The organism is Kitasatospora sp. NPDC032121 (assembly GCF_055580145.1).
Map to the genome: position 1 here is coordinate 752,601 of NZ_JBVILX010000002.1, position 16,345 is coordinate 768,945.

At 73.6% G+C, this 16,345-nt stretch carries 16 protein-coding genes; 11 read left to right on the top strand and 5 right to left on the bottom strand.

What is annotated here, in order from left to right:
• The first annotated feature begins 456 nt into the window (after positions 1-456).
• From ACZ5OX_RS09225 to ACZ5OX_RS09240, 4 genes are all read left to right on the top strand, one after another.
• Positions 457-1,260: a sugar phosphate isomerase/epimerase family protein gene (locus ACZ5OX_RS09225; RefSeq protein ID WP_449791048.1), complete on the top strand. Its 804-nt coding sequence runs from the start codon at positions 457-459 to the stop codon at positions 1,258-1,260.
• Positions 1,261-1,313: 53 nt separating this feature from the next.
• Positions 1,314-2,120: a class I SAM-dependent methyltransferase gene (locus ACZ5OX_RS09230; protein ID WP_465629373.1), complete on the top strand. Its 807-nt coding sequence runs from the start codon at positions 1,314-1,316 to the stop codon at positions 2,118-2,120.
• Positions 2,121-2,307: 187 nt separating this feature from the next.
• Positions 2,308-4,152: a dihydroxy-acid dehydratase gene (gene ilvD / locus ACZ5OX_RS09235; RefSeq protein ID WP_465629374.1), complete on the top strand. Its 1,845-nt coding sequence runs from the start codon at positions 2,308-2,310 to the stop codon at positions 4,150-4,152.
• 152 nt (positions 4,153-4,304) lie between these two features.
• Positions 4,305-4,817 (top strand): hypothetical protein, encoded by a 513-nt coding sequence (locus tag ACZ5OX_RS09240; RefSeq protein WP_465629375.1) that lies wholly within the window; start codon positions 4,305-4,307, stop codon positions 4,815-4,817.
• A gap of 3 nt (positions 4,818-4,820) precedes the next feature.
• Here the strand turns inward: ACZ5OX_RS09240 and ACZ5OX_RS09245 are convergent, their stop codons facing one another.
• Both ACZ5OX_RS09245 and ACZ5OX_RS09250 read right to left on the bottom strand, forming a co-directional pair.
• The gene (locus tag ACZ5OX_RS09245; protein ID WP_465629376.1) at positions 4,821-6,179 is read right to left on the bottom strand and encodes an SCO2583/SCO2584 N-terminal domain-containing protein; all 1,359 of its coding nucleotides are present in this window, start codon (positions 6,177-6,179) and stop codon (positions 4,821-4,823) included.
• 179 nt (positions 6,180-6,358) lie between these two features.
• Positions 6,359-6,808, bottom strand: coding sequence for a hypothetical protein (locus ACZ5OX_RS09250; RefSeq protein ID WP_402405827.1), 450 nt, complete (start codon positions 6,806-6,808; stop codon positions 6,359-6,361).
• 186 nt (positions 6,809-6,994) lie between these two features.
• On the opposite strand from ACZ5OX_RS09250, the gene proC reads away from it, so the two are divergent.
• Both proC and ACZ5OX_RS09260 read left to right on the top strand, forming a co-directional pair.
• The gene (gene proC, locus ACZ5OX_RS09255; protein ID WP_402405829.1) at positions 6,995-7,822 is read left to right on the top strand and encodes a pyrroline-5-carboxylate reductase; all 828 of its coding nucleotides are present in this window, start codon (positions 6,995-6,997) and stop codon (positions 7,820-7,822) included.
• A gap of 124 nt (positions 7,823-7,946) precedes the next feature.
• The gene (locus ACZ5OX_RS09260; RefSeq protein ID WP_465629377.1) at positions 7,947-9,167 is read left to right on the top strand and encodes an MFS transporter; all 1,221 of its coding nucleotides are present in this window, start codon (positions 7,947-7,949) and stop codon (positions 9,165-9,167) included.
• A 28-nt stretch (positions 9,168-9,195) separates the two neighbouring features.
• Here ACZ5OX_RS09260 and ACZ5OX_RS09265 read toward each other — a convergent pair whose 3' ends face one another.
• Together ACZ5OX_RS09265 and ACZ5OX_RS09270 are read right to left on the bottom strand one after the other, a co-directional pair.
• Complete coding sequence (locus ACZ5OX_RS09265; protein ID WP_465629378.1) at positions 9,196-9,666, bottom strand: hypothetical protein; 471 nt, start codon at positions 9,664-9,666, stop codon at positions 9,196-9,198.
• A gap of 184 nt (positions 9,667-9,850) precedes the next feature.
• A complete protein-coding gene (locus ACZ5OX_RS09270; protein WP_465629379.1) occupies positions 9,851-10,375 on the bottom strand; it encodes a hypothetical protein in 525 nt (174 codons plus the stop codon).
• Positions 10,376-10,554: 179 nt separating this feature from the next.
• Between ACZ5OX_RS09270 and ACZ5OX_RS09275 the strand changes: the two genes are divergently transcribed.
• From ACZ5OX_RS09275 to ACZ5OX_RS09295, 5 genes are all read left to right on the top strand, one after another.
• A complete protein-coding gene (locus ACZ5OX_RS09275) occupies positions 10,555-11,751 on the top strand; it encodes an acetoin utilization protein AcuC (RefSeq protein ID WP_449809463.1) in 1,197 nt (398 codons plus the stop codon).
• 236 nt (positions 11,752-11,987) lie between these two features.
• Positions 11,988-12,197, top strand: a complete 210-nt coding sequence (locus tag ACZ5OX_RS09280) for a helix-turn-helix domain-containing protein (protein WP_045699258.1) — start codon at positions 11,988-11,990, stop codon at positions 12,195-12,197.
• Positions 12,198-12,388: 191 nt separating this feature from the next.
• Entirely contained in the window at positions 12,389-12,487 is a 99-nt protein-coding gene (locus tag ACZ5OX_RS09285) for a 30S ribosomal protein bS22 (RefSeq protein WP_003948845.1), read from the top strand.
• Between the two features lie 148 nt (positions 12,488-12,635).
• Positions 12,636-13,751: an NAD-dependent epimerase/dehydratase family protein gene (locus tag ACZ5OX_RS09290; protein WP_465629380.1), complete on the top strand. Its 1,116-nt coding sequence runs from the start codon at positions 12,636-12,638 to the stop codon at positions 13,749-13,751.
• Between the two features lie 7 nt (positions 13,752-13,758).
• Positions 13,759-14,766 carry a lysophospholipid acyltransferase family protein gene (locus ACZ5OX_RS09295; RefSeq protein ID WP_465629381.1) on the top strand — a complete coding sequence of 336 codons (1,008 nt, stop codon included), beginning with the start codon at positions 13,759-13,761 and terminating at the stop codon, positions 14,764-14,766.
• 105 nt (positions 14,767-14,871) lie between these two features.
• Here ACZ5OX_RS09295 and ACZ5OX_RS09300 read toward each other — a convergent pair whose 3' ends face one another.
• The gene (locus ACZ5OX_RS09300; protein WP_465629382.1) at positions 14,872-16,167 is read right to left on the bottom strand and encodes a DUF5667 domain-containing protein; all 1,296 of its coding nucleotides are present in this window, start codon (positions 16,165-16,167) and stop codon (positions 14,872-14,874) included.
• Between the last annotated feature and the right edge of the window lie 178 nt (positions 16,168-16,345).

Below are 16,345 nucleotides of genomic sequence, written 5' to 3' on the forward strand. Positions count from 1 at the left end.
ACGCAGGAGGGCCGCACTCCCGGGAACGGGCAGTCGCGGCCGGACGGTCCGCGCCGCCGGCTCGGCAAGGCGGTCACGGGCGCCACCGCCGCCCAGGCCGCCAAGCAGGCCGCGAAGGCCGTCAAGGCCGCCCAGCGCACCGCGAAGACCGCAGCGGCGAAGACGACCGCCGCCACGACCGCCGCAGCCAAGACGGCGAAGACGGCCAAGACGGCCAGGACGGCCAAGACGGCGAAGGCCGCGAAGGGGCCGAAGCCGGCCCCCGGACACCAGCCCACCGCCGGGACCCCCGCCGCGCAGCAGTCCGCCCCGAAGGAGACCCGCACCGCCCGGGCCGCCGGCGCCGCCAAGGCCGCCGTCCAGTCCGTCCGCTCGGTCAAGGCCGCCAAGCGCGACGCCGCCCGCCCGCCGCTGCTGCGCACCACCGACCGGCTGGTGCTGCCCCGGCATCCGGCCCTGCACATCCCCGACACCAAGGTGGTGCTGTCCACCGCCTCCGTGTACCCGGCGAGTACCGCCGTCGCCTTCGAGCTGGCCGCCAAGCTCGGCTACGACGGGGTCGAGGTGATGGTCTGGAACGACCCGGTCAGCCAGGACATCGACGCCCTGCGCCGGCTCTCCGACGCCCACCGGCTGCCCATCCTGGCCGTGCACGCGCCCTGCCTGCTGATCACCCAGCGGGTGTGGAGCACCGACCCGTGGACCAAGCTGGTCCGGGCCCGGGCGGCCGCCGAGAAGCTCGGCGCGAGCGCCGTGGTCGTCCACCCGCCGTTCCGCTGGCAGCGCCAGTACGCCCGGGAGTTCGTCGAGGGCATCAACCGGATGGCGGGCGAGACCGACGTCCGCTTCGCCGTCGAGAACATGTACCCGTGGCGCTACCGCGACCGCGAGATGCTCGCGTACGCCCCCGGCTGGGACGTCACCGACGAGGAGTACCGGCACTTCACGATCGACCTCTCGCACGCCGCCACCTCCCGGATCGACACCTTCGCCATGGTCGAGCGGATGGGCGACCGGCTCGCCCATGTCCACCTGGCCGACGGCAGTGGCTCTGGCAAGGACGAGCACCTGATCCCCGGCCGCGGCAAGCAGCCCTGCGCCGAGCTTCTGGAGCACCTCGCCCGCACCGGCTTCGACGGCCACGTGGTGCTGGAGGTCAACACCCGCCGCTCGGCCTCCCCCGCCGAACGCGAGGCCGACCTGGCCGAGGCCCTCGCCTTCACCCGCCTGCACCTGGCCACCCCGTCGCACGTGCGCTGAGCCGTCCGGCCGGAGCGGGTGCGAACCGCCGGCCGCCCTGCCGAGGGAGAGAAGTGACGAACAGTCAAGAGAGCAAGGGGAGTCGGGAGTTCAGCGGACTCCGCAACTTCCGCGAGCTGGCCGGGAGCTTCGGCGCGGTGGCCGCCGAGTACGACCGCGGCCGCCCCGGCTACCCGGAGGAACTGTTCGACGAGCTGGAGCGGTTCTGGGGCCGGGGGCTCAAGGGGGCCAGGGTCCTGGACGTCGGCGCCGGCACCGGCATCGCCACCCGCCTGCTGGCCGCCCGTGGCGCGGACGTCGTCGCCGTCGAGCCGTCCGCCGGGATGGCCGCGCAGTTCCAGGCCGTCTGCCCGCAGCTCCCGCTGGTCCGCGGCGGCGGTGACGACCTGCCCTTCCACGACCACTGCGCCGACCTGATCACCTACGCCCAGGCCTTCCACTGGACGCACCCCGGGCGGTCCGTCCCCGAGGCGGTCCGGGTGCTGCGGCCCGGCGGGGCCCTCGCCGCCTGGTGGAACCTCTTCGACGAGACCGTCCCGTGGGTGCGCGCCCGGGACGAGCGGCTGGCCGCCGAGCTGTCCGGCCGCTACCACGGCTACGGCCGGGTGGCCGACCTGACCGCCCCCTTCGCCGCCGCCGGGCTGGAGGTCCGCCGCACCCAGCTGCGCTGGCGACGGCGGGTGTCCGTCGAGCAGGTGGTCGACAACCTCACCTCGCGCTCCTACTTCGCCTCGCTGACCCCGGAGCGGCGCGAGCCGCTGCTCGCCGGCGAGCGCGCGGCGCTGCTGGCCGAGTTCCCGGACGGACAGGTGGTCGAGCCGTACGTCCTCGACCTCACCGTGGCCGTCGTGCGGCGCTGAGCCGCCGCCCCGCCGCCTGCCCGCCCACGGCCTGCCCGCCCCACGGCTTGCCCGCCCCGCCGCCTGCCCGCATCGCGGACGGACCGTCCACCCGGCCGGACGGCGGGCGTAGGCTCGGTACCCACAGCGGGCCCCGAACCCTCCCAGCAGCGGGGTGCCCGCGAGAGCCCCGAAGGAGTGGAGCACAGTGCCCGAGCTGAGGTCCCGTACGGTCACCCACGGTCGCAACATGGCAGGCGCCCGGGCGCTTCTCCGGGCGGCCGGCGTAGCCCGCGAGGACTTCGGCAAGCCGATCATCGCGGTCGCCAACTCCTTCACCGAGTTCGTCCCCGGCCACACCCACCTCCAGCCGGTCGGCCGGATCGTCTCCGAGGCGATCAAGCGGGCGGGCGGCATCCCGCGCGAGTTCAACACCATCGCCGTGGACGACGGCATCGCGATGGGCCACGGCGGCATGCTCTACTCGCTGCCCTCGCGCGACCTGATCGCCGACTCGGTCGAGTACATGGTCAACGCCCACTGCGCGGACGCCCTGATCTGCATCTCCAACTGCGACAAGATCACCCCGGGCATGCTGATGGCCGCGCTGCGCCTGAACATCCCGACCGTGTTCGTCTCCGGCGGCCCGATGGAGGCCGGCAAGGCCACCCTGGTCGACGGCACCGTGCGCAAGCTCGATCTGGTCGACGCGATCTCCCAGGCGGTCAACGAGAACGTCTCCGACGAGGACATCGCGATCATCGAGGAGAACGCCTGCCCGACCTGCGGTTCGTGCTCCGGCATGTTCACCGCCAACTCGATGAACTGCCTGACCGAGGCGATCGGCCTCTCGCTGCCCGGCAACGGCTCGGTGCTCGCCACCCACACCGCCCGCAAGGACCTGTACGAGCGGGCCGGGCGGACGGTGGTCGAGATCGCGAACCGCCACTACGGCCAGGACGACGCCTCCGTCCTGCCCCGGGCGATCGCCACCCGCGCCGCCTTCGAGAACGCCATGGCCCTGGACATCGCCATGGGCGGCTCGACCAACACCATCCTGCACCTGCTGGCCGCCGCCCAGGAGGCCGAGCTGGACTTCGACATGCGGGCGATCGACGCCATCTCCCGCAAGGTGCCCTGCCTGTCCAAGGTCGCGCCGAACGGCTCGTACTACATGGAGGACGTGCACCGGGCCGGCGGCATCCCGGCCATCCTCGGCGAGCTGTACCGCGGCGGGCTGCTCAACGAGGACGTCCACACCGTGCACGCCGACTCGCTCGCCGAGTGGCTCAAGACCTGGGACGTGCGCGGCGGTTCGCCCTCCGCCGAGGCCGTCGAGCTGTGGCACGCCGCCCCCGGCTGCGTCCGCTCCGCCGAGGCCTTCTCGCAGTCCGAGCGCTGGGAGTCGCTGGACACCGACGCCGCCGGGGGCTGCATCCGCAGCGTCGAGCACGCCTACTCGGTCGAGGGCGGCCTGGCCGTGCTGTACGGCAACCTCGCCGAGGACGGCTGCATCGTGAAGACCGCCGGCGTGGACGAGTCGATCTGGACCTTCAGCGGCCCGGCCGTCGTGGTCGAGTCCCAGGAGGACGCGGTCGAGGCGATCCTGGCCAAGCGGGTCAAGGAGGGCGACGTCGTCGTCATCCGCTACGAGGGCCCCAAGGGCGGCCCGGGCATGCAGGAGATGCTCTACCCGACCTCCTTCCTGAAGGGCCGGGGCCTGGGCAAGGCCTGCGCGCTGGTCACCGACGGACGCTTCTCCGGCGGCACCTCGGGCCTGTCCATCGGCCACGCCTCCCCGGAGGCGGCCTCCGGCGGCACCATCGCGCTGGTCGAGGACGGCGACACCATCGCCATCGACATCCCGGGCCGCCGGATCTCCCTGGAGGTCCCGGACGAGGTCCTGGCCGAGCGCCGCAGCGCCCTGGAAGCCGCGGGCGGCTACCGGCCGAAGAACCGCGACCGCCAGGTCAGCCAGGCCCTGCGCGCCTACGCCGCGATGGCCACCTCCGCCGACAAGGGCGCCGTCCGCGACGTCTCCAAGCTGGGCTGAGCCCGTACGGGCCCGTACGGGGCACCTCGTACGGAGCCTCGTACGGAACGAGGAGCACGGAACGAGGAGCACGGAACGAGGAAGGAGGAGCCGTCCCACCGGCCCGGGACGGCTCCTCCGCCGTGTGCGGCGGTCGGGTGATAATCGACGGTGTGAGCGAGCAGCCCCCCACCCCCGCCCCCACTCCCGCCGGCGCCCCCGAGCCGGAGCCCATCCGCTGGTTCGGCATCACCTGGCTGAACCGGGACAACGGCTACTGGCTGCGCCGGGTCGCCGTGTCGGTCGGCTCCCTGGCCGCGGCCGCCGCCGCGGTGCTGCTGCTGCGCTTCGGCGTCGAGGGCGTCGCGCTCTCCGACAACGGCGGCTTCCTCAACGGGCTGCTGACCGCCGCCATCGTGGTCTGTTCGATGATGGCCGTGCGGCGCACCTGGAAGGTGCTCACCGAGGGCAAGGACAAGCTGACCGGCTGGATGGCCGAGGACAGGTCGCTCGGCGCGGTGTGGATGATCGGCGGGGCCGGCTCGCTCCTCGCCTACTTCGCCCGCAGCCTGGTCGAGGCCCCGGGCGAGGCGGTCCGGCGGGCCGCCCACCAGCGGGCCGTCGAGCAGTACGAGAAGCGCCGGGCCGGCCGCAGCGGCCGACCCGGCGGGAAGCGCAAGGGCTGATCGTCAGGTCCGGCTGACGGATCCGCACTCGTCGGCCGGCTGGATGTCCTTGCTGCGGTCGTACGGGTCGATCTCGGGACCGGTCGGCCGGGAGCCCGGAGCGTCCGACTGCAGCTCGGCGAACTGGTCGAACTGCGGGTGGAAGTAGCCGTCGTAGACGCCGCAGGCCGAGTTGGCGGGGTCCGTCTGGCTCTCGCCGAACGCGATCTTCCTGGGATCGACGGGGTAGCGGCCCGGGTCGTAGAAACGGAACGTCTCCACCCGGCGCACGATGGTGCGGGTGGTCCAGGTGTCCCCGGACACGTCGCCGCTCGGCGTGAGCAGGCCCGCCGGCTTGGCCGCGCCGTTCTGGGGCGCGGTCGGCTTCGTCGGCTGCGGGGCGCCGGTCGGCGGCTTGGGCGACATGGCCCGCTTGGCGGCGTCCGGACCGGGGCGCAGCGCGTACACGAAGCTGAAGTCGGTGTGGACGAGGACGCCCTTGTCGCCGTCGCCCTCGTACGTCATCCGGCCCTGCACCTTGACCACGTCGCCCACCGGAATGGCGTCGCGCGGGTCGAAGCGGCTGAACCAGCTGGTCGGGTCGTTCTTCTCGGACGGGTTGTCCAGAGCGGCCACCGCTCCGTCGCGCTCCTCCCGCAGCAGCAGCGCGAGCGCGGCGTCCGGCCGGCCGCCCCCGACCGTCTTCGGGTCCAGGTCGGCGGCGGTCAGGTAGTCCTTGACCAGCTGCAGCTGGGCGGCGACCTGGTCGGCGGAGAAGACGCCGGTGGCCTTGGCCTCGGGGAGCACGAAGGCCTCCGCGCCGTTCGGCCAGCCCTCGGCCGGGGAGCCGGCCCACGGGTGGTCCACGGTCGGCTGCTCCGCGGGGGCCTTCGGCGGCGCGGTCGTCGGCTTGGCGGTCTCCGGGGCGACGGTGGGCACCGGCGAGTGCTGGGCCGAGGCGCCCGCACCCCAGCGGAACGAGTACCAGTCGCGCAGCGCGTCGACGTTCAGCGCCGCGAGCACCACGGCGACGGCCAGCGCGACGAACAGCGGCGCGCGCCACTCCAGCCGGCGGCGCGGGCGCGGGTTGCCCCACGGGTCGGGCGCGGCGGGCTTCGGCTTGCGGCCGAACCGGCGCTTGGACGCCTGCGGGCCGTCGTTGACCGAGCGGCGGCCGCCCGGGTCGACGGGCGGGGTGTGCTTCCACCGGGCGGACAGCATGCGGGTGCGCCCGCTCTGCTCCTTGACGGCGGCGCCCCTGATGAACTCCTCGTCCAGGACGAGGTCGGCGAACGGGTCCTTCTCGCCCGTCCCGGACGGGTCGGACCCGCCCGGCTCGTCGCCCCCGGAGGGGCGCGGTTCCGGATCTTCGGCTATCGGCATCGCGCCAGTATGACGACGGGGGGTGACGGTGCGCCGATCGGGGGCACACCACGTGGTGAACTCGTGCGGATCGGGTGACAGTTCACCCCGGTTCGTCCGGAACCGCGCCGCCGCCCGGGCCGTTCGTCGCCCGGGTCCGCGCCGTCGCCCGGGCCGTTCGTCGCCCGGGTCCGTCCCGCTCAGCCCTTGCCGCGGGCCTGCTTGACCGAGCCGACCACCCCGGCGATCGCCAGCAGCAGACCGGCCGGCAGCAGCGAGACGAAGAAGGCGCCGAACAGACCCTCGTCGCCGAGGAACAGCTGGGCGAGCGTGTTGAGCGCCAGCAGTCCGCCGGCCGCCGGGAGCGCCGACTGCCACGGGTGTTCGTCCGCCCAGCGGCGCAGCCGCCGGTCGGTGGTGTCGTGCCGCAGCCGGCCGCCGACGGTGCCGACCAGGAAGAAGAAGAACAGACCCCAGCCGGCCGGTGAGGCCAGCATGCTCAGCGACCAGTTCCCGGAGATCGCCTCGATCCCCAGGGCCGTCGCCCCCACCACCGCACCGACCCCCGCGGCGGTCCGCCACGGGCCCACGGTCGCCGAGGCGACGGCGAGTTGCCGGTTCTCACGTCGGGACATTTCGTCGTGTGCCATGGCTCCACGGTGCGCCTGCCGGAGCGCGGAGGCCATAGGGGAAACCCCCGACTTTCCTCCCTAGGGGCAAGGCCGTTCCGGTCCGTGGCGACCACGGAGCGGACGGTCCCCGCGTACGCCGCCGGGCGGTGCGAGGATGGCCGCAGCACCGGGGCAAGGCCGTAGTACCGAGGCAAGGAGCGGACCATGGGCAGCAGCGCAGCACACGGACAGAAGATCGCCTTCCTGGGCACCGGCAAGATCGGCGAGGCCCTGCTCTCCGGTCTGCTGCGGGCCGGCAAGGACCCGGCCGACGTCCTGGTGACCGCCCGCCGCCCCGAGCGCGCGGTCGAACTCGCCGCCCGCTACGGCGTGGTGGCCGTCTCCAACGCCGAGGCCGCCAAGCTCGCCGACACCCTGATCCTCGCGGTCAAGCCGCAGGACATGGGCACCCTGCTGGACGAGCTGGCCCCTCACGTCGGCGCGGACCGGCTGGTGATCTCGGCCGCGGCCGGCGTCCCCACCGCCTGGTTCGAGGAGCGGCTGGCGGCCGGCACCCCGGTGGTCCGGGTGATGCCCAACACCCCGGTCCTGGTGGACGAGGGGATGAGCGTCATCTCGGCCGGCTCGCACGCGGGCGAGGAGCACCTGGCGCGCGCCGAGGAGATCTTCAGCTCGGTCGGCAAGGCGCTGCGGCTGCCCGAGTCGCAGCAGGACGCGGCCACCGCGCTGTCCGGCTCCGGTCCGGCCTACTTCTACTTCCTGGTCGAGGCGATGACCGACGCCGGCATCCTGCTCGGCCTGCCCCGGCAGGTGGCGCACGACCTGATCGTGCAGTCCGCGATCGGCGCCTCGGTGATGCTGCGCGACTCCGGCGAGCACCCGGTGAAGCTGCGCGAGGCGGTCACCTCGCCGGCCGGCACCACCATCGCGGCGATCCGCGAGCTGGAGAACCACGGGGTGCGGGCCGCACTGCTCGGTGCCCTGGAGGCGGCCAGGGACCGCTCCCGGGAGCTGGCCTCGGGCGGAAAATGACCGCTGCGCGACCCCTCCCGTAATCGCGGCGCACCCCCTACGCTCTCGCCAACATCGTCCTACCGGTCGGTAGTGGGGCCGGCGACGTCAGCGAGGTCCGTGTGGAGTCCGCCTGGAGGTCCGCGTGAGTGCCGCACCGTCCGCACGGCCCGTCCCGTCCCCCGTGGCGCCCGGCCTGCGGGCCGGGCGGGCCGCACTCGCCGTCAGCTTCCTGCTCCAGGGCACCGTCTTCGCCCTGCTGGTCACCTGCATCCCGGAGATCCAGCACCGGTACGGGTTGAGCGACGGGCTGCTGCCGGTCTTCCTGGCCGCGGTGCCGGTGCTCGCCGGAGTCGGGTCGATCGCCTCCGAGCAGCTGGTGAGGCGCACCGGCGCGCGGGCCGTGCTGCGGGTGGTCCAGCCCGCCGTCTGCCTCAGCCTGGCGGCCGCCGGGCTGGGCGGCACGCTGTGGCAACTCGCGCTGGCGCTGGGCGCGTTCGGGCTGCTGGTGGGTGCGCTGGACGCCAGCATGAACATGCTCGGGGTGGGGCTCCAGCACCGCTACGGCCGCTCGATCATGATCGGCTTCCACGCCGCGTTCAGCCTCGGCGGCATCCTCGGCGCGGCCCTGGCGGGCCTCGGCTCGCACTACGACCTGGGGCTGCCGGTGCTGTTCGGCACGGCCGCCGCGGTGATCGCCCCGCTCGCCCTGCTGACCGGCACGCGGTTCGCGGGACCGGCCGAACTCGGCGACGCCGTCCGGGAGGCCGCCGAGGCCGCCGCCCGGTCCGTCCCCTGGCGTCCGCTGCTGCCGCTCTGCCTGGCGATGGCCTTCGCGTACATCGCGGACGCCTCGGTCTCCAACTACAGCGTCAAGTACCTGACCGACGGGCTGGGCAGCCGGGAGGACCTCGCGAAGCTCTCCTACCTGGGCTACATGGTCGCGATGCTGCTCGGCCGGGCCCTGGGCGACCGCGCGGTGCAGCGTTTCGGCGCCGTCCCGGTGGTCCGCGCCGGCGCCGCGCTGGCGGCCCTCGGCTTCGGGCTGGCCGCGGTCGCGCCCGCCGCCTGGGCGGGCATCGCCGCCTTCACCGTGCTGGGCTTCGGCATCTGCGCGATCATCCCGCAGGTGTTCGCGGCCGGCGGCCGGCTCTTCCCGGCCGACTCGGACGCCGCGGTGGCCCGGCTCAACCTCTTCAACTACGTGGGCTTCCTGCTCGGTTCGCCGCTGGTCGGGGCGATCGCGGACGCGAGCTCGTACCGCTGGGCGCTGCTCGCCCCGATGCTGCTGGTGCTCGCCGTCCTGCCGCTGGCCGAGCGCTTCGCCCCGGCGCCGGTTCCGGCCCCCGCCCCCGCCGTCGGGTGACGGCGGGGGCGGTCGACGGGACGTGGGGTCAGCTGATCACGGTCTCCAGTTCGGGCAGTCCTCCTGCCCAGAGGCCGTCCTTGTTGAAGCCCGGGGCGTCCGAGCCGTACTCGGCGTAGACGTACGGGGCCCAGTTCAGCGTGTACGACCCGGTCCAGGTCGGTGTGGAGGTGATCCGCGCGGTGACCGTGACGGTGCGGGTGGCGCCCGGCGGGATCGGCGTCGTGAGGTGGAAGGCGGCGCCGTTGTTGAAGCCGCCGTACGAGCAGTCGACGCTCTCGCCGCCGCAGCCGGTGGTGGTGACCACGTCGGCCCGCTGGTTGGTCGGCCAGGTCGGCTGGACGTACAGGTAGGCGAAGGAGATGGCGTTGGGCTCGGTGTTGGTGAGCGACAGGGTCAAGGTCAGCTGATCGCCCGGCGCCGCCGTCTTCTTGTCGACGGAGAACGCGGTGCCGCCGATCTGGGGGATGGCGGAGGCCGGCTGGGCGGCGAAGATCACGCCAAGTCCCAGTATCGCAGCGAGAATTACCGCAAGGCGTTGCACGCCGAATGGCTTCATGGCGGAGAGGATAGGGATCTGTGAAGGTCTTGTCTGCAACGCCTTCACATCGCCCTCGACTGCCGCCGACACGCCCCGGCCCCCGCCGTCGGGTGACGGCGGGGGCGGTCGACGGGACGTGGGGTCAGCTGATCACGGTCTGGAGCTCGGGCACCCCGTAGGTCCAGCTCTGGTCCTTGGCCGTGGTGGTGCCGCCGACCTGGCCGAACTCGTAGTAGACGTACGGCGCCCAGTTCAGCGTGTACGGCGCGGTGCCCCACGCCGGGGTGTCGGTGATCTTGACGGTGAGCGTGACGCTCTTCGTCGCCCCGGGCGCGATCGGCGCGTTGAAGTGGAAGTTGGCGCTGTTCCCGTTGGTCACGCAGTCGGAGGTGTCGCCGGTGCAACCGGTGACGGTGAACGCTCCGGCCTGGGTGTTGGCCGGCCAGGTCGGCTGGACGGACTCGTAGGCGAAGTAGATGGGGCTGTTCTCACTGTTGGTGAGCGACAGCGTCAGGGTCAGCTGGTCTCCCGCCTTGGCCGCCGACTTGTCGACCGCGAAGGTGGTGCCGCCGACCGCGGCGGAGGCCGGCTGGGCGGCAAAGAAGACGCCAAATCCCAGTATTGCAGCGAGAATTACCCCAAGGCGTTGCACGCTGAATGGCTTCATGGCGGAGAGGATATGGAGTCTCAAAGCTTTTGTCTGTACCGCCTCAACACCCGCCTCCACAGCCGCCCCACAACGTCCGTGGTTTCATCGCGCACCCGCCCCGCTCGGCCGCCCCCCGGGCACCGGCCCGGCGTGCCCTGGCAGCGGTCCGGCCACCGCCACCCGCTACGGTGGAGGCCATGCCCGAAGCCGAGCGTGACACCCCCTGCGGCCTGCACCTCTTCTGGGACGAGGCCGTCACCGCCTACGACTTCGGCCCCGGCCACCCGATGGACCCGACCCGGCTGGCCCTCACCATGCGCCTGGTCGAGGACCTCGGGCTGAGCAGCGGGCCCGGGGTGACCGTCCGGGCCGCACCGCCCGCCGGCGAGTCCACCCTCCGGCTGGTGCACACCCGGGAGTACGTCGAGGCGGTCCGCAACGCCGCCGCCCACCCCGAACGCTCCGACCCGCTGCACGGACTCGGCACCGACGACAACTGGTCCTTCCCGGCGATCCACTCGGCCTCCGCGCTGATCGCCGGCCAGTCCGTGGCCGCCGCCGAGGCGGTCTGGCGCGGCGAGACCCCGCACGCCGTCAACTTCACCGGCGGGCTGCACCACGCGATGCCCGGCAAGGCCTCCGGCTTCTGCGTCTACAACGACCCGGCGCTGGCCATCGCCCGGCTGCTGGAACTCGGCGCCGAGCGGGTCGCCTACGTGGACGTGGACGTGCACCACGGCGACGGCGTCCAGGCGGCCTTCTGGAACGACCCCCGGGTGCTCACCGTCTCGCTGCACGAACACCCCGCCACGCTCTTCCCGCAGACCGGCTGGTCGATCGAGACCGGCGGCGAGGACGCCCCGGGCTCCGCCGCCAACCTCCCGCTGCCCGCCGGCACCGGCGACGCCGGCTGGCTGCGCGCCTTCCACGCCGTGGTGCCCGAACTGCTCGACGCCTTCCGGCCGCAGGTCCTGGTCACCCAGCACGGCGCCGACACCCACCTGGAGGACCCGCTCGCCCACCTCGCCGTCACCGTGGACGCCCAGCGGCTGATCGCCGAGACGCTGCACGACCTCGCCCACCAGTACGCCGGCGGCCGCTGGGTGGCCACCGGCGGGGGCGGCTACGCGGTGGTGGACGTCGTCCCGCGCACCTGGACCCACCTGGTCGCCACCGCCGCCGCCCGGCCCGTCGACCCGGCCACCGAGACCCCGGAGTCCTGGCGCGCCGAGGTCTACCGCCGCACCCGCCGCCCGGCCCCGCTGCGGATGACCGACGGCGCCCGCCCGGTCTGGCGCGACTTCGACTCGGGTTACGATCCGGCCGACCGGCTCGATCAGGCCATCCTCGCCACCCGGCGAGCGGTGTTCCCGCTGCACGGACTGCTGGCCTGAATCCGCCTTCCCGGCCGCGCCCGGACCGCGTCCCGGCGGGGCCGTGCGTACGCCGAGCGGTGCCATCCGCCGGTCGGCTACGTACTGCAACAGTCCTATCTCTCACCGTACGAGGACTGCACTTCCCCTCTTCCCACTGGTACCACCCATAACTACTCTGGGGATACACGTGTGCCGGTGGAGTCACCGGAGGGGAAGCCGGTGCCTTGCACACGGGTAAGGGTCGGGTGATGGTCATGAGTTCCGTCGAGCGCCCCCTTCAGGAAGTCGTCTTCCTGACCGTGGCGGAGGTCGCCGCGGTCATGCGGGTGTCCAAGATGACGGTGTATCGGCTGGTGCACAGCGGAGAGCTGCCGGCCATCCGGGTCGGACGGTCCTTCCGGGTGCCCCAGCAGGCGGTGCACGAGTACCTCAAGGAGTCCTACGTGCGGCTCGAGAGCGCGTAGCGCGGGCGCGCGGGCGCGGGGTCCACACCGGTGGGCCCCGCACCCGTTCGCCGGGGATTTCCCCCGAGTTCTCCGGTTGCCGGGGGCGCGATTTACAGCCCCGGGCAACCGGAAGGTAGGCTAGGCCCTCACGTCAGTCGTATGGACTCCGTCTCTCACGGGCGAGAGTCTCAGTGAGCGAGGGTTGTTCCGTGGGCTCTGTCATCAAGAAGCGTCGCAAGCGTATGGCCAAGAAGAAGCACCGCAAGCTTCTGAAGAGGACTCGCGTTCAGCGTCGCAACAAGAAGTAAGCGCCCCCGGCCGCGCCTGGCGCGCCCAGCGCTTCCACCGCCCGCCCAGCCCGTCACGGCCTGGGCGGGCGGTGTCGTTTCACGGCCCGGTGGGGCGGCGCGGTACGGTGCACGCAGGCCGCCGGGGCCGGGAAATGGGGGCATCACCGTGGGCGTGGTCGTGCTCGTCACCGGCGTGGCACGCCATCTCGGTGCCCGCTTCGCCGCCGAGGTCCGCCGCCGTCCTGGCGTCGACCTGGTGGTCGGCGTGGACGTGCAGCCGCCCCGGCTGCCGCCCGGGGAGCCGGTCGGCCCGGCCGCCCCGTACCGCTTCCACCAGCTCGACCTGCGCCGTCCGGCGCTCTCCCGGGTGCTGGCCGAGCACCGGGTGGACACCGTGGTGCACCTCAGCGTCAGCGCCACCGGCCTGGGCTCCACCAACCGCTCCGCGGTGAAGGAGTCCAACGTGATCGGCACCATGCAGCTGCTCGGCGCCTGCCAGAAGGCCCCCGGGGTGCGCCGGCTGGTGGTGAAGTCCACCACCGGGGTCTACGGCTCCGCGCCCCGCGACCCGGCGGTGTTCAGCGAGCGGATGCAGCCCAAGGACCCGCCCGGCGGCGGCTTCGCCAAGGACGCGTCGGAGGTCGAGGGCTATGTGCGCGGCTTCGCCCGCCGCCGCCCGGACGTCGCGGTGACGGTGCTGCGCTTCGCCAACATCGTCGGCCCCGACGCGGACACCCCGCTCAGCGAGTACTTCGCCCTGCCCGTGCTGCCGACCGTCCTCGGCTACGACCCGCGGCTGCAGTTCGTCCACGAGGACGACGCCGTCGCGGTGCTCTGCCGGGCCGCCGACGACCCCGCGCCGGGCACCGTCAACACCGGGACCTTCAACGTGGCGGGGGAGGGCGTCCTGCTGCTCTCCCAGTGCGCCCGCCGGCTCGGCCGGCCCACTCTGCCGCTGCTGCTGCCCGCGGTCAGCTGGATGGCCGTGCTCGCCCGGCAGAGCCGGCTGGTGGACGTCTCGCCCGAGCAGCTGCGGCTGCTCACCCACGGCCGGGTGGTGGACACCGCGCGGCTGCGCGACACCTTCGGCTACCGTCCGGCGTTCAGCACGCCGGAGGCCTTCGCCGACTTCGCCGCCGCCCGCGGCCCGGGCCTGCTGCCGCCCGAGCGGCTGGCCGCCGTCGCCGACCGGCTGACCGCCCTGCTCGGCCCGGAGCGTGCCACTGGGCCCGCCACCGGACCGGACGCCCTGCCGAACCGCCCCCGCCGACCGAGGAGCTGAACCCGCGATGAGTGCCGCAGCCGAGAACGCGCCGGGCGAGGCCAGGGTCATCCCGATCGAGTCCGCCCCCAGCTGGACCTCACCCGAGGGGCCGAATCCGGCCGACCGGCTCGCCGAGGCCGTCGGCGGGGCGCTGTCCGGGCCGCTCGGCCAGGCCGCCACCCGGCTGTTCGGCAAGGGCTGGGAGGGCCGCGCCGCCGAGGGGCTGGCCTTCCTGCGCCGCCGGGTGACCGGCGACTACGAGGTGGACGAGTTCGGCTTCGACCGGGAGCTCACCGAGGAGGTGCTCCTCTCGCTGCTGCGTCCGCTGGCCGAGAAGTACTTCCGGATCGACGTCCAGGGCGTGGAGAACATCCCGGCCGAGGGCGGTGCGCTGGTCGTCGCCAACCACTCCGGGACGATCCCGCTGGACGCCCTGATGACCCAGGTGGTCATCCACGACCACCACCCCGCCCGGCGGCACCTGCGGATGCTCGCCGCCGATCTGGTCTTCGTACTGCCCGGCATCAACGAGCTGGCCCGCAAGGCCGGCCACACGCTGGCCTGCAACGAGGACGCCCAGGCCCTGCTGGAGCGCGGCGAGGTGGTCGGGGTCTGGCCGGAGGGCTTCAAGGGGATCGGCAAGCCGTTCTCCGAGCGCTACAAGCTCCAGAGGTTCGGCCGCGGCGGTTTCGTCGCCTCCGCGCTGCGGGCGCGGGTGCCGATCGTGCCCTGCTCGATCGTCGGCGCCGAGGAGACCTACCCGATGATCGGCAACGTGAAGACGCTGGCCCGGCTGCTGGGCCTGCCGTACGTGCCGATCACCCCGACCTTCCCCTGGCTGGGCCCGCTCGGGATGCTGCCGCTGCCGACCAAGTGGACGATCCGCTTCGGCGAGCCGATCGCCACCGACGCCTACCCGGCGGAGGCGGCGGACGACCCGATGCTGGTCTTCGACCTGGCCGACAAGGTGCGCGAGACCATCCAGCACAGCCTCTACCAGCTGCTGGTGCAGCGGCGCTCGGTGTTCTTCTGACAGACCCCCGCCGAGCGGCGTCGCCCGGACCGGCCCCGGACCGGCCCCGGACACGGCGAGGGCCCGGCGGATATCGCACTCCGCCGGGCCCCCACCGCCCTGCTGTCAGCCGCCCAGGATCCGCAGACCGGGCAGCAGGTCGGGGAGCAGCGGCGGCACCTCGACGCCCTGCGGCTGGGCCGCGTTCGGGGCGCTGGGCGCGGCCTGCTGCGGCGCCTGCGGCGGGGCCGCGTCGGCGCTCGGTGAGGGCCTGGTGCCGGTGAGGCCGTTGGTGAGGCCGCCGACCAGGCCGTTGACGGCGTCCGGGGCGCTGCTGGGCAGGGTGTCCGGCAGGACGCCGCCCTTGCCGCCGTTGCCGGAGGCGCCGGAGCCGGGGTAGGCCGGGGGGTGCTCGGTGGCGCCGGGGCGGTTGCCGGCGGAGCCGGAGCCCGGGGCCTGGTCGGCGCCGGCCGCGGTGCCGGAGCCGGCCGCCGGGGAGCCGGCCGGGGAACCGCCGGTCGAGTGGGCCGAGCCGTCGCCCGCTCCGGTGCCGGTCGCGCCGCCGCCCTGGGCGGGGGGCAGGACCAGGCGCAGGGGCGCGACGTCCTCGCTTATGTCGTCGAAGAGCCGGTTCACCAGGTCGGCCTGCCGGGTGAGCTGGACGGGCAGCTTGCCCTGCAGCTCGCTCCACCGGCCGTCCTCGTCGTGGGCGAAGCCGGCCAGGGCCCGCATCGGGTCGAGGGAGCCGTTGCTGCGGTAGACCGAGCGCAGCAGCTCGCGGCCCTTGAGGGCGTCGGCGTGCATGTCGTCCAGGGCGCGGCGGACCTGTTCGACGGTGGCCGGGCTGAGGGCGCCGGCCGGGCCGGTGCGGCCGACCAGCGTCTTGGCCTCGCCGAGCCGGGTGGCCGCGTTGTCGAGCAGCAGTTCGCCGCGTTCGGAGTCGGAGCCCGCGAGGTCGAGCCGGAGCCCTTCCAGTCCGCGTTTGAGGCCGTACAGCGTGTCCCCGGGGAGGGCGTTGGAGCTGGCCGCGGCGGCGCCGGCCAGGCTGCCGACGGCGAGCCCGGCGACCAGCCCGCCGATCGCGAACCGTCGGCTCCAGCGGCCGCGCGGCGCCGTCCGGATCGCCCGGTGGCGGCGCTGGCGGGGCACCCCGGTGCCCGTCCCGCCGGCGAAGGCCTGCTCGAACGCGGCCATCAGCTGGGCGCGTTGGACCGTGCGGACCTCCCGGTCCAGCACCGGCCCGGGCAGCGCCCCCAGCGCATCGGTCAGACCGACCAGTTCGGCCATCGCGACCGGACCGGCGCCGGTGACAGCGGCGCTGTCCGATTCGGTGTTGGCCGCAGCGCGTTGCTCCGCCTGGTGGGCCTCCAGCGCCTCGGCGAAGGCCTTCGCCCGCCGGTGCTCAAGCACGTTTGCCGTCACGGGCCACACCTCCCTTCGTCGTTGTCGACACCCCGGCCTGCCGGACGGTTGCCCCGGCTGGCCAAAGCCACTCCATCGGGTGATAGGCCGCAATTCGACTTGACCGTACGCCTGGTGGGGGCTTGCACGCTGGAAAACGAGCGGTGCGGGCGGTCGGTTACGCACGGCTGATCATCGG

Excerpts from the sequence above, each read along its gene's own strand:
- ACZ5OX_RS09245 (WP_465629376.1), bottom strand. The coding sequence starts at position 6,179 with ATGCCGATAGCCGAAGATCCGGAACCGCGCCCCTCCGGGGGCGACGAG.
- ACZ5OX_RS09250 (WP_402405827.1), bottom strand. The coding sequence starts at position 6,808 with ATGGCACACGACGAAATGTCCCGACGTGAGAACCGGCAACTCGCCGTC.
- proC (WP_402405829.1), top strand. The coding sequence starts at position 6,995 with ATGGGCAGCAGCGCAGCACACGGACAGAAGATCGCCTTCCTGGGCACC.
- ACZ5OX_RS09270 (WP_465629379.1), bottom strand. The coding sequence starts at position 10,375 with ATGAAGCCATTCAGCGTGCAACGCCTTGGGGTAATTCTCGCTGCAATA.
- ACZ5OX_RS09275 (WP_449809463.1), top strand. The coding sequence starts at position 10,555 with ATGCCCGAAGCCGAGCGTGACACCCCCTGCGGCCTGCACCTCTTCTGG.
- ACZ5OX_RS09280 (WP_045699258.1), top strand. The coding sequence starts at position 11,988 with ATGAGTTCCGTCGAGCGCCCCCTTCAGGAAGTCGTCTTCCTGACCGTG.
- ACZ5OX_RS09295 (WP_465629381.1), top strand. The coding sequence starts at position 13,759 with ATGAGTGCCGCAGCCGAGAACGCGCCGGGCGAGGCCAGGGTCATCCCG.